Consider the following 13,702-nt stretch of genomic DNA (forward strand, 5'->3'; position numbering starts at 1 on the left):
TCCGTGTCGCTATTTATTGCTCAATGCGGCAAGCGCATCGGCAAACCGTGGTAGGTGACGCTGATGCGCCAGCAACAACTCTGTTGCCAGCATTTCCACATCATCATCAGAATCGACTAATGGGTTTAAATTTAAGGCCAGCAAGACGTCGTCTAATTTCCCACTCAACGCAGCATGAGCTGCGGCAATCTCAAACCCTTTAATGGTATGAATCAGGCCGAGCACGTTTTCATCAAACGTCGTGATCCGAGGATGCGGCGTCGCACCGTTACGGCCTAGCAGACATGTCATTTCAACCGTCCAGTCGGCAGGTATATTTTCAATCGCCCCTCGGTGTGGAATATTAATATAGTGTTCGCTTTGCTGGTCATTATAGATTGCGCTAATAACCCCACAGGCCGCGTCTGAGTAATAAGCACCGCCACGCTCATTAAGCTCCTGAGGTTTGGTATCAAGATGAGGGTCTTTATAGAGTTCGAATAGCCGTTTTTCCAGTTGCTGAACGACCTTCGCCCGCACACCACCTTTATAGAACTCACCCAATTCAATTGCCAACATCTCTTTATGCTTGAAATAATATAATAGGTAGGAACACGGCAAGAGTTTTAACCCACGAAATAAACCCGCATTGAACGGCAAACTAAATATATTTTTCACCGAACTACCGTTAATTTGCCCAGAGGTCATTCGATCCAGCACCTCAGCAAAGCGGGAAACCCCATTCACCCAAACCTCTTTTATAAAAACAAGGTGGTTCAAACCAAACAGGTCAACGGAAATATCATCCTCAGCGCCAAGAGACAAAATATCGCTGATAAACATTTTCATGCCAATCGGTACGTTACAGACACCAATAAACCGGCGGAACGAAGTATGGCGGTAAACCGCTTCAGTCACCATTCCGGCTGGATTGGTAAAGTTAATCACCCACGCCTGTGGGCATAACTCTTCAATGTCATGAATGATCTCAAAAATAACGGGGATAGTACGCAGCCCCTTAAATAGCCCGCCAGCGCCGTTAGTCTCCTGTCCCAGATAGCCATGAGACAGTGGGATCTGCTCATCCAGTTCGCGCGCTTTCAGCTGCCCAACACGAAATTGCGTGGTCACGAAATCTGCCTCGCGCAGTGCTTCCCGACGATCCAGCGTTTTGTGGATTGTCATCGGGATACCCGCTCGTTTTACCATTCGCTGGCAAAGCTGGTGGATAATATCGAGTTTCTCTTTTCCTTCCTCTATATCAACCAGCCAAAGCTCGGTAACTGGCAATTCAGCATAACGCTTAATAAATCCCTCAAGCAGTTCAGGCGTGTAGCTGCTGCCGCCGCCAATAGTCACCACCTTTAATTTTTTCATCATTATTCCTGATAAATAAAGTATTTTACTATTTATGAAGGCCAGCCCTCTTGTTATCGAGAGCCACTACCCTGGTCTTTCAAACAATATGTCTGGACTGCCGCCGATAATTTCCCGGAGTAAACGAAGTCGCTTTTTTAAAATTAGTAATAAAAAGCCCTGGGGTGTTAAAACCTGCATCAAAAGCGATATCTGCTACCGGAAAGTTAGTGGTTTCCAACTGCTTTTTACAGAAATTTATACGGATATCGTTAATGATTTGCCCGGGTGTTTTGTTGTAATAGCGTTTGGTCGCACGCGTTAAATAGGATTGTGTTTTCCCGGATAACTCAACCATATTCCGCAAGGCGAATTCACCAAACATCGATTTCTTGTGCATATCGCTGACGAGCTGTTTTAGCCAGCGCGGCGTGTCATCATCCTGTACATCCTCATGATGATGCTGCAAGTGGTTAACAATATAAAAGGTGAGTAACTTATTAAATTCATCAACCTCATTTTCATTATTATTGAGTGAGGCAACCGTGGCTTCTATAAAGGTGAGAAAATCTTGTCTGATACGATAACGCTGGGAAGCCACAAAGTAATGAGGAAATAATTGCAGATAGTGCTCACTGAAATACTGCCTGCTGACGCCCATGTTCAGGATTCGGGTTACGCCAGAATCATAAAAAGTCTGATGGTAGGAGCCAATAGGGATAAAAACAAAATCACCACGTTCCAGCGCCACTTTTTTACCGTTGATCTCCTGGCAACATCCCCCGGTCAAAACAATAGTGAATTCATAATAATCATGTCGATGTATTCCGTTAACACTTTCAGTCTTATCAAGTATGAACATGTAAAAATCATGACCATTCAGAAACTGACTCTCATGTACTGTACGGATCTCCATGATGACCTCTCACTCCTATTCGCCAACGGTGACCGTCGCTAAACGGCAAGTCTGACCTTCTTTCACAAGGCTAGAATTTCAAGGCTGCCGCAATCTCCTCTTCACTTTCAGATTTTTCAATTTCTCCCTGTGCTTTATTGGCGATAATCACAAACGGTAAATAAACAAATGTAGAAATAGCCAAATTCACCAACGCCATGATTAACGCAGCAATGCTACCGTTAGAGTTAAAAAAGGCGCCCAGGCCTGGCGGCATGGTCCACGGCGCAACATTGGTCGCCGGAGGAATAATCCCAAGTGAATAGGCCAACAAGGTGATTCCCGCTAAAAGTGGTTGGATTAAAATGAAAGGGATCATCAGCACTGGGTTCATAATGATCGGCAGGCCAAACAAAATAGGCTCGTTGATTTCAAATAACCCTGAGGGTAAGGCCAGTTTCGCCACCTGACGGTAATCCGCACGACGAGAAGCGATAAAAATAGCAATAATCAGCCCTAACGTTGCTCCTGTTCCGCCCAGATAGACATAAGATTCCATCATTGGGCTTGTCCAGAAGTGGAACGTTTTGCCTGCCGCTAACGCCGCCTCAACCGAGCCATATTGTGTATAGATTTCAACGTTCTCAATTCCCCACGGCGACAAAATACCGCTATTTAAGGCAGTCAGCGCTAAACCGCCGTGTACGCCGAAGAACCACAGCACGGCGTTGAAAACCACGTATACCCAGCCCACAACACCGCCCAGCGAGGCTAACGGCGCGGATACGCTCTGCATAATAAACTGATGGAAATTAGTGCCTACCAGTGATAATCCCCAGGAAAGAAGGCCAGAAATCAATAGAATAATAAAACCAGGGATTAACGCACTGAATGAGCGCGCAACGGACTCCGGCACGCTATCGGGTAAGGTAATCACCCAGTGTTTCTTTGTAATAAAAGCAAACATTTCGGCGACAACCAGGCCAATAATCATCCCAGAAATGATGTTCGTTCCCCCCAGCCAATTTGTGCCAACCGCCGCAATATTACCCACATTAAAAGGTGTTAGCGTCATAAAAGCGGCGATAGACAGTAAGCCTGCGGCCAGTTCATCCACCTTGCGCTCTTCAGCAAGCGCCATACCGATAAAAAATGGCGTTAACAGCGACATAATACCCAGCGTACCGTTGTATACGCTGCCGCCCATAACTTTAAAGCCATCTAACATCGTAATCGTTTCAGCGTCTAATCGAATGCCTAACGACCAGAAAAAGGAGCCTTCGCCGAAATTCAAAAAGACGTTATTAATCAAAACAAATAGCGCGCCAACCAGGGTAAGCGATAATAGACGAATAAAACCATTTTTAATGGCATTGACATGAACCTGTTTCCCTAGTTTCACGGCCAATGGTAAAATTAACTTTTCCAGTGTATTTATTGCGCTACTCATTTGAATTACCCTCAAAGGTGGCACTAATAATCATGTAATTGCTGATCGTTAAAATTGTTTTTTTAGTCACATTACACTTCCCGTTTAAATATCATCAGTCCTTATGACGCCATATTAACTAGAAACATAAAGAATATTATTTTATATGAATTACAGTTAGCTTACCGGAACCTCCGGGAAACGGGTAATCGATGAGATGCCAAAATTACGGCTTATTGACTTTTGAATATGATAGCTTTCACATTTTCACCAACATTTATGGATGCATTTATTATTTGAATACTTAATCATTAATTAAGTTAAATAATATATATTTTATAACATCGCTCATCGTGATGATCGTTTTCTGTTTCAGCGACAGAGCCGCTACTGGCTAAAATAGCTGTATAAAAAATCAGTATAATTCATTTAACCAGGCTATAATCAAGCCGGGTTTTTTATTGGTGAGAGCACGCGTGACGCAGCCAAAAGCTGGTTTTTTACTGACCCGCCATTGGCGGGATACTCCGCAGGGGACGGAGCTGGCCTTTTGGCTGGCGACCGACAGCGGCCCGCTGCGGGTGACGCTGCCGCCGCAGGAGTCGGTGGCGTTTATCCCTGAAGCGCAACGCCCCCAGGTAGAGCGCCTGCTGCAAGGCGAAAACGGCCTGCGCCTCGCGCCGCTTTCTCTCATGGATTTTCATCGCCAGCCGGTTTTTGGCCTGTATTGTCGCGCGCATCGCCAGCTTATGCGGCTGGAAAAACGGCTGCGGGAAAACGGTATTACGGTTTATGAAGCCGATATTCGCCCGCCAGAACGTTATCTGATGGAGCGCTTTATCACCGCCCCGGTGTGGGTCGAAGGCGAGCTGCGCGGCGCGACGTTGTATAACGCGCGGATGAAACCCAACCCAGATTATCGACCGCCGCTGAAATGGGTATCGCTGGATATCGAAACCAGCCGCCACGGCGAGCTGTACTGCATTGGCCTTGAAGGCTGCGGACAGCGCACCGTGTATATGCTAGGCTCTCCACCGGCACAGCCGCCGCAGGTCGATTTTCACCTCGAATACGTTGCCAGCCGCCCGCTGCTGCTGGAAAAACTCAACGCCTGGTTCGCCGAACATGACCCCGATGTGCTGATAGGCTGGAACGTGGTGCAGTTCGATTTGCGCGTGTTGCAAAAAAGCGCCGAGCGTTATCGTGTGCCGCTAATGCTGGGGCGTGGCAATAGCGAGCTGGAGTGGCGCGAGCACGGTTTCAAGAACGGCGTGTTTTTCGCGCAAGCCGCCGGACGGTTGATAATTGACGGTATTGAGGCGCTGAAATCCGCTTTCTGGAATTTCTCCTCTTTTTCGCTGGAGAATGTCGCGCGTGAACTGCTGGGCGAAGGGAAAGCGATTGATAACCCGTGGGACAGGATGGACGAAATTGACCGCCGTTTCGCCGAAGATAAGCCCGCACTCGCCACCTATAACCTGAAAGACTGCGAGCTGGTTACGCGCATTTTCCACAAAACAGAAATCATGCCATTTCTGCTGGAGCGCGCCACGGTCAACGGCCTGGCGGTTGACCGACACGGTGGCTCGGTCGCTGCCTTTGGTCATCTCTATTTTCCACGAATGCATCGCCTGGGCTATGTCGCGCCGAATCTTGGCGAAGTGCCGCCACAGGCCAGCCCCGGCGGCTATGTAATGGACTCGCGCCCTGGCCTGTACGACTCGGTGCTGGTGCTCGACTACAAAAGCCTGTATCCATCGATTATTCGCTCGTTCCTGATAGACCCGGTTGGCTTGATTGAAGGCATGGCACACCCCGAACAGCAGTACAGCACCGAAGGTTTTCTCGGCGCGTGGTTCTCGCGCGATAAACACTGCTTGCCAGGAATCGTCAGCCAAATCTGGCACGCGCGTGATGAAGCCAAACGGCATAACAACAAGCCGCTGTCGCAAGCGCTGAAAATCATCATGAACGCCTTTTACGGCGTACTGGGGACGAGCGCCTGCCGCTTTTTCGATCCTCGCCTGGCCTCGTCAATCACCATGCGCGGCCATGCGATTATGCGCCAGACCAAAGCGCTGATTGAGTCACAGGGTTATGACGTGATTTACGGCGATACCGACTCCACCTTCGTATGGCTCAAACGCGCTCACAGCGAGGAAGACGCCGCCGCAATTGGCCGCTCTCTGGTGGCTTTTGTCAACCAGTGGTGGGCCGATGAGCTGGGCAAAAGCGGCCTCACCAGCGCGCTGGAACTGGAGTTTGAAACCCATTTTTGCCGTTTCCTGATGCCAACCATTCGCGGGGCCGATACGGGCAGCAAAAAACGGTATGCCGGAATGATTCAAGACGGTAACGAGCAGCGAATGTTGTTTAAAGGCCTGGAAACCGTGCGTACCGACTGGACGCCGCTGGCGCAGCAGTTCCAACAGGCGCTCTATTTACGTATTTTTCGTAACCAACCGTATCGGGACTATATTCGCGAAACCATTGATAAACTGATGGCTGGTGAACTGGACGAGCAACTGGTTTACCGTAAACAGCTACGCCGCCCGCTGGCGGAGTATCAGCGCAATATCCCGCCGCATGTGCGTGCCGCCCGGCTGGCGGATGAACACAATGTCAAATTAGGCCGCCCGCAGCAGTATCAGCAGCGTGGTAGCATTAAATACGTCTGGACAACCAATGGCCCTGAACCACAGGCCTATCAGCAATCACCGCTCGATTATGATCACTATCTGACCAAACAATTAGCCCCCGTCGCCGAAGGAATTCTCCCCTTTGTTGACGATGATTTTGCTACAATAGTGACAGGGCAACTGGGTCTATTTTGACAGGTGACTAACGTCTCGCCATCCAGTACCATAGCGCCCTTTCCATTCCTGGACCTCATTCACTCGCCGCCTACTTTCAGGTGGTGGCTGGATATTGCCTGCAATTTATTAAAGATAGAGCCGAACACATATGCCTTTTACACTTGGTCAGCGTTGGATCAGCGATACAGAAAGCGAACTGGGACTTGGTACTGTAGTTGCAATGGATGCACGCACCGTCACTCTGCTCTTTCCGGCAACCGGAGAGAACCGTCTGTATGCCCGAAGTGACTCCCCCGTAACCCGCGTTATGTTCAATCCCGGCGACACGATTACAAGCCACGAAGGCTGGCAGTTGCACGTTGATGAAGTAAAAGAAGAAAATGGTCTGCTGGCCTACATTGGCACTCGCCTGGACACCGAAGAAGAAAACGTCGAACTGCGTGAAGTGCTGCTCGACAGCAAGCTGGTGTTCAGCAAACCGCAAGACCGCCTTTTTGCCGGGCAAATCGACCGTATGGATCGTTTTGCCCTGCGCTACCGCGCGCGTAAATATCAAAGCGAACAATATCGTATGCCGTACAGCGGCCTGCGCGGCCAGCGTACCAGCCTGATCCCACACCAGCTCAACATCGCCCATGATGTGGGTCGTCGTCACGCGCCGCGCGTCCTGCTGGCGGATGAAGTAGGCCTGGGTAAAACCATTGAAGCGGGGATGATCCTGCACCAACAGTTGCTCTCTGGTGCGGCACAGCGTGTGCTGATTGTGGTTCCTGAAACCCTGCAACACCAATGGCTGGTTGAAATGCTGCGCCGCTTCAACCTGCGCTTTGCGCTGTTTGACGATGAGCGCTACGCCGAAGCCCAGCACGACGCCTATAACCCGTTTGAAACCGAACAACTGGTTATCTGCTCGCTCGATTTCGTGCGCCGCAGTAAGCAACGCCTCGAACACCTGTGTGATGCCGAATGGGATCTGATGGTGGTCGATGAAGCGCACCACCTGGTGTGGAGCGAAGATGCGCCGAGCCGCGAATATCTGGCTATTGAACAACTGGCCGAACGTGTGCCGGGCGTACTGTTGCTGACCGCAACGCCGGAACAACTGGGAATGGAGAGCCACTTTGCGCGTCTGCGCTTGCTCGACCCGAACCGCTTCCACGATTTCGAGCAGTTTGTTGAAGAACAGAAAAACTACCGTCCGGTGGCCGATGCGGTAGCGCTGTTGCTGGCAGGCAATAAGTTAAGCAACGACGAGTTAAACATGCTCGGCGAACTGATTGGCGAGCAGGACATCGAAGCGCTGCTGCAAACCGCGAACAGCGATCGCGATGGCGCAGACGCCGCGCGTCAGGAACTGATCAGCATGTTGATGGATCGCCACGGCACTAGCCGCGTGCTGTTCCGTAACACCCGTAACGGCGTGAAAGGTTTCCCGAAACGCGAGCTGCACACCATCAAGCTGCCGCTGCCGACCCAGTATCAAACGGCGATTAAAGTGTCCGGCATTATGGGCGCGCGCAAAAGTGCGGAAGATCGCGCTCGCGACATGCTCTACCCAGAGCAGATTTATCAAGAATTTGAAGGCGATACCGGCACCTGGTGGAACTTCGACCCGCGCGTAGAATGGCTGATGGGCTACCTGACCAGCCACCGCTCGCAGAAAGTGCTGGTGATTTGCGCCAAAGCCGCCACCGCGCTCCAACTGGAGCAGGTACTGCGCGAGCGCGAAGGTATCCGCGCGGCGGTGTTCCACGAAGGGATGTCGATTATTGAACGTGACCGCGCTGCCGCGTGGTTCGGTGAAGAAGACAGCGGTGCGCAGGTGCTGCTGTGCTCGGAAATCGGTTCTGAAGGCCGTAACTTCCAGTTCGCCAGCAACATGGTGATGTTCGATCTGCCGTTCAACCCGGATCTGTTAGAACAGCGCATCGGCCGTCTGGATCGTATCGGCCAGGCGCACGATATTCAGATTCACGTCCCTTATCTGGAACGTACCGCGCAATCGGTGCTGGTGCGCTGGTTCCATGAAGGTCTGGACGCGTTCGAGCATACCTGCCCGACCGGCCGTACCATCTATGACAGTGTGCACAGCGAGCTGATTAACTATTTAGCCGCGCCAGAAAACACCGACGGCTTTGACGACCTGATCAAGAAATGCCGCGAACAACACGATGCGCTGAAAGCGCAACTGGAACAGGGCCGCGACCGTCTGCTGGAGATCCACTCCAACGGCGGCGAGAAAGCGCAGGCGCTGGCGGAAAGCATTGAAGAACAGGACGACGACACTAACCTTATCGCCTTCGCGATGAACCTGTTTGATATCGTCGGTATCAACCAGGACGATCGCGGTGAGAACCTGATTGTGCTGACGCCGTCTGACCATATGCTGGTGCCCGATTTCCCTGGCCTGCCAGAAGATGGTTGCACCGTCACCTTCGAGCGTGACGTGGCGCTGTCGCGTGAAGATGCGCAGTTCCTGACCTGGGAACACCCGCTGATTCACAACGGCCTGGATTTGATTCTCTCCGGTGATACCGGTAGCAGCACCATTTCACTGCTGAAAAACAAGGCGCTGCCGGTCGGTACTCTGCTGCTGGAGCTTATCTACGTGGTGGAAGCCAACGCGCCGAAACAGCTTCAGCTCAACCGTTTCCTGCCGCCAACGCCGGTACGTATGCTGCTGGATAAAAACGGCACTAACCTTGCCGCACAGGTTGAGTTTGAAACCTTCAACCGCCAGCTTAGCGCGGTGAACCGCCACACCGGTAGCAAACTGGTGAACGCGGTGCAGCAGGACGTTCACGCGATTCTGCAACTGGGCGAAGGTCAGATTGAGAAAGCCGCGCAGGCGTTGATTGCTGCCGCTCGCGAAGAAGCCGATGACAAACTCAGCGCAGAGCTGTCGCGCCTGGAAGCACTGAAAGCGGTGAACCCGAACATTCGCGATGATGAACTCAGCGCGATTGAAAGCAACCGCCAGCAGGTGATGGAAAGCCTGTCGCAAGCGGGCTGGCGTCTGGACGCGCTGCGTCTTATTGTCGTCACCCATCAGTAACAGGAGCCGCTATGGGCATGGAAAACTACCACCCGCCGCAGGATCCGTGGCTGGTTATTCTCTATCAGGATGAGCACATTATGGTGGTCAACAAGCCGAGCGGCTTGTTGTCCGTACCGGGCCGTCAGGAAGAGCATAAAGACAGCATTATGACGCGCGTTCAGCGTGACTATCCGCAGGCGGAGTCCGTTCATCGCCTCGATATGGCGACCAGCGGCGTGATTGTAGTGGCCCTGACCAAAGCGGCAGAACGCGAGCTTAAGCGCCAGTTCCGCGAACGCGAGCCGAAAAAGCAGTATGTGGCTCGTGTGTGGGGTCACCCGCAGCCGGAAGAAGGTTTGGTGGATTTACCGCTGATTTGCGACTGGCCGAATCGGCCTAAGCAGAAGGTGTGTTATGAAACCGGCAAGGCGGCGCAGACCGAGTATGAGGTGCTGGAGTATGCGGCGGATAATACCGCGCGCGTGAAGCTCAAGCCGATTACCGGCCGTTCGCACCAGCTACGCGTGCATATGCTGGCGCTGGGGCATCCGATTCTCGGCGATCGTTTCTACGCTCACGCCGAGGCGCTGGCGATGGCTCCGCGTTTGCAGCTACATGCCGAGACGCTGACCATTACTCATCCTGAGTTTGGCAATAGCATGACCTTTAAAGCACCGGTCGATTTCTGATAGCAATGCCGGATGGCGGCTAACGCCTTATCCGGCCTACGGGGCTTGAGCGGCGGGGTTGCCGCCTTATCGGGCCTACGGGTGGATGTTCATTGTAGGCCTGATAAGCAACGCGCCATCAGGCATCCACTGCCACTTTACTTAAACCCTTTCTGCTCTTTAATCAGCTCGTACGCTTTCTGAATTTCCTGCGCTTTTTGCTTCGCCATTTCCATCATCTCCGGCGGCAACCCTTTTGCGACCAGTTTATCCGGGTGATGCTCGCTCATCAGCTTACGGTAAGCGCGCTTGATGGTCGTGGCATCGTCAGACGTTTTCACACCAAGCACATTACACGCATCTTCAAGCGTAGGCCCACGCTGCGCCTGCTGCCAGCCGCCGCCCTGAGACTGCTGCTGATAACCGCCGCCAAACTGCGCGCCGCCCTGCATCATACGCAGGAACTGATCAAACTGAGCACGAGAAATTCCCAGCTCCTCAGCTATCACATACAGCACATCGCGTTCGTTCGGGTGCAAAGAGCCGTCGGCAAACGCCGCCTGAATCTGGATTTCAAGAAACATCCGGATCAGATCAAAACGCCCGAAGCACACGCTACGGAACTGACGCATTTTTTCGCGCAACGGGTAATTATCAGATTTACCCACGCGAAACGCCTGCTGTGCGGCGGTGCGAGACTCACCGTGCAGGTTCATGCGATCCATCAACACACTGGCAACCTGGATATCCGCTTCCGTGACACGTCCTTTCGATTTGGTCAGGTGGCCCATCACCTCAAAGGTGGTGGCAAAAAATAGCGACTGCCGCTGTTGCTGGTTCGCAAACCAGTTCATGCGACGACTTCGCGCCTTATCAAACATGTGGCCAACGAGCAGCCCGAGGACTACGCCCCAAAACCCTCCGCCCATTATTAGGGCAACGGCCACACCAATCACTTTTCCCCAATACTGCATATACTCCCCAAATCGTCATGCCAGCGGCTAAAATATGCATTATCATACCTGTCATTCAATGCCGTGCATAACACCTCTGGCGAGAACGGACAGGATAAAACTAGCGTCATCACGATGAGTACGTTAGTCTCTGACCGTTTGCAAGCCGCAATGCTATAGATGACGGAACAACAAATACAACGTATGAAAAAACGTATTCCCACTCTCCTCGCGACCATGATCGCCAGCGCCTTGTACAGCCAGCAGGGAATGGCTGCAGATCTTGCATCGCAATGTATGCTTGGCGTTCCAAGTTACGATCGCCCATTAGTCGATGGTAAAACTAATGAGCAACCTGTAACGATTACCGCCGATCACGCCGATGGTAACTATCCTGATAACGCTGTATTCAGCGGTAATGTCGATATTAATCAGGGTAACAGCCGCTTGCAGGCCGATGAAGTTCAGCTTCATCAAAAACAGCCGGAAGGCCAGCCCGCACCGGTGCGCACCGTCGATGCATTGGGTAACGTCCACTATGACGATAACCAGGTTATCCTCAAGGGGCCAAAAGCCTGGTCAAACCTGAACACCAAAGATACCAACGTCTGGAAAGGCGACTACCAAATGGTGGGTCGTCAGGGCCGAGGTACTGCGGATGTCATGAAGCAGCGCGGCGAAAACCGCTACACCATTCTGGAAAACGGCACGTTTACCTCCTGTTTGCCAGGCTCTAACACCTGGAGCGTGGTGGGTAGCGAAGTTATCCACGACCGCGAAGAACAGGTGGCAGAAATCTGGAACGCCCGCTTCAAGCTTGGCCCAGTTCCGGTGTTCTATAGCCCTTATTTACAGCTTCCAGTCGGTGATAAACGCCGCTCCGGTTTCCTTATCCCGAACGCCAAGTACGGAACCTCGAACCACTTCGAGTTTTCACTGCCGTATTACTGGAACATCGCGCCAAATATGGATGCGACGCTGACGCCGCATTATATGGATAAGCGTGGCGGTGTGATGTGGGAAAACGAATTCCGCTATCTGTCGCAGTTCGGTCAAGGCTTGTTCGAGCTGGACTATCTGCCTTCCGATAACGTCTACTCGAAAGACCATCCAAATGACGAAAATAGCCGTCGCTGGTTGTTCTACTGGCGTCATGCCGGGGTAATGGATCAAGTGTGGCGTTTCAACGCCGACTTCACCAAAGTGAGCGATCCCGATTACTTTAACGATTTCAGTTCGAAATACGGCTCCAGTACCGATGGTTACGCCACGCAGAAGCTGAGCTTCGGCTATGCGGTGCAAAACTTCGATGCCACCGTATCGACCAAACAGTTCCAGGTCTTCGACCGTGCGAACAGCAACTCTTATGCTGCTCAGCCACAGTTGGATATTAACGCCTACCAGAATGATGTCGGCCCGTTCGACACGCATCTTTATGCGCAGGCGGTGAAATTCGTCAACAGTAACGACTCCATGCCAGAAGCCACACGTGTCCACATGGAGCCGACCATCAGCCTGCCGTTAGGCAACCGCTGGGGTAGCCTCAATACCGAAGCGAAACTGCTGGCGACCCATTACGACCAGACAAACCTCGACAGCTACAATTCGAGCAATACCACCCAACTGGCAAGCTCGGTTAACCGTACAATGCCGCAGTTGAAGATTGACGGTAAGTTGATCTTTGAGCGCGATATGGTGCTGTCGCCAGGTTATACCCAAACGCTGGAACCACGTATGCAGTATCTGTACGTGCCGTACCGCGACCAGAGCAAAATCAATAACTACGACTCCACGTTCCTGCAATCTGACTATTCCGGCCTGTTCCGTGACCGTAGCTACAGCGGCCTTGACCGTATTGCATCGGCAAACCAGATAACGACCGGTGTCACATCACGTATTTATGATGACGCTGCCGTTGAACGTTTTAATGTTTCTGTTGGTCAAATCTACTATTTCACTGAGTCACGTACCGGTGATGACAACATTAACTGGGAGAAAGACAACAAAACGGGCTCACTGGTTTGGGCAGGTGATACCTACTGGCGCATCAGCGATCAATGGGGTTTACGCGGCGGTTTACAGTACGACACGCGTCTGAACAACATCGCGACCAGCAGCTCGGCTATTGAATACCGTCAGGATCAGGACCGTTTGGTTCAGTTGACCTATCGTTACGCCAGCCCGGAATATATTCAGGCAACGCTGCCGTCCTACTCTACGGCTGAGCAGTATCGCAACGGGATTTCGCAGGTGGGCGCAACGGCAAGCTGGCCGCTTGTCGATCGCTGGTCGGTGGTCGGGGCTTACTACTTTGACACCAACACCGGCAGCGCTGCTGACCAGATGCTGGGCGTGCAGTATAACTCCTGCTGCTACGCTATCCGCGTAGGCTACGAGCGTAAACTCAACGGTTGGGACTACAACGGTTCACCGACCGGACAAGCGAAATACGATAACTCCATCGGCTTCAATATTGAGCTGCGTGGTCTGAGCTCTAACTACGGTCTGGGAACCCAGCAGATGCTGCGCTCCAACATCATGCCGTACCAAAGCTCGCTGTAATGTCACT

8 protein-coding genes are annotated in these 13,702 nt (G+C 52.0%); 4 read left to right on the forward strand and 4 right to left on the reverse strand.

Annotated features, from left to right (window positions below; all coding sequences use genetic code 11):
• Positions 1-9: 9 nt before the first annotated feature.
• From AC6I4B_RS19440 to chbC, 3 genes are all read right to left on the reverse strand, one after another.
• Positions 10-1,359, reverse strand: a complete 1,350-nt coding sequence (locus tag AC6I4B_RS19440; RefSeq protein WP_497767506.1) for a 6-phospho-beta-glucosidase — start codon at positions 1,357-1,359, stop codon at positions 10-12.
• 76 nt (positions 1,360-1,435) lie between these two features.
• Positions 1,436-2,251, reverse strand: coding sequence for a transcriptional regulator ChbR (gene chbR / locus AC6I4B_RS19445; protein WP_497767507.1), 816 nt, complete (start codon positions 2,249-2,251; stop codon positions 1,436-1,438).
• A 70-nt stretch (positions 2,252-2,321) separates the two neighbouring features.
• Positions 2,322-3,680 (reverse strand): PTS N,N'-diacetylchitobiose transporter subunit IIC, encoded by a 1,359-nt coding sequence (gene chbC, locus AC6I4B_RS19450; RefSeq protein ID WP_497767509.1) that lies wholly within the window; start codon positions 3,678-3,680, stop codon positions 2,322-2,324.
• A 455-nt stretch (positions 3,681-4,135) separates the two neighbouring features.
• On the opposite strand from chbC, the gene polB reads away from it, so the two are divergent.
• The 3 genes from polB to rluA all read left to right on the forward strand — a co-directional run bounded on the left by polB (position 4,136) and on the right by rluA (position 10,201).
• Positions 4,136-6,493 (forward strand): DNA polymerase II, encoded by a 2,358-nt coding sequence (gene polB / locus AC6I4B_RS19455; protein ID WP_497767511.1) that lies wholly within the window; start codon positions 4,136-4,138, stop codon positions 6,491-6,493.
• A 130-nt stretch (positions 6,494-6,623) separates the two neighbouring features.
• Positions 6,624-9,530, forward strand: coding sequence for an RNA polymerase-associated protein RapA (gene rapA, locus AC6I4B_RS19460; RefSeq protein ID WP_497767512.1), 2,907 nt, complete (start codon positions 6,624-6,626; stop codon positions 9,528-9,530).
• An 11-nt stretch (positions 9,531-9,541) separates the two neighbouring features.
• On the forward strand, positions 9,542-10,201 hold the full coding sequence (gene rluA / locus AC6I4B_RS19465; protein ID WP_497767514.1) for a bifunctional tRNA pseudouridine(32) synthase/23S rRNA pseudouridine(746) synthase RluA: 660 nt from the start codon (positions 9,542-9,544) through the stop codon (positions 10,199-10,201).
• 137 nt (positions 10,202-10,338) lie between these two features.
• On the opposite strand, the gene djlA is transcribed toward rluA, so the two are convergent.
• Positions 10,339-11,154, reverse strand: coding sequence for a co-chaperone DjlA (gene djlA / locus AC6I4B_RS19470; protein ID WP_497767516.1), 816 nt, complete (start codon positions 11,152-11,154; stop codon positions 10,339-10,341).
• Between the two features lie 183 nt (positions 11,155-11,337).
• Here djlA and lptD point away from each other — a divergent pair, with 183 nt between their 5' ends.
• The gene (lptD, locus tag AC6I4B_RS19475) at positions 11,338-13,695 is read left to right on the forward strand and encodes an LPS assembly protein LptD (protein ID WP_497767518.1); all 2,358 of its coding nucleotides are present in this window, start codon (positions 11,338-11,340) and stop codon (positions 13,693-13,695) included.
• Positions 13,696-13,702: the final 7 nt, after the last annotated feature.

The sequence above is a fragment of the Kluyvera fluvialis genome (genome assembly GCF_059725275.1).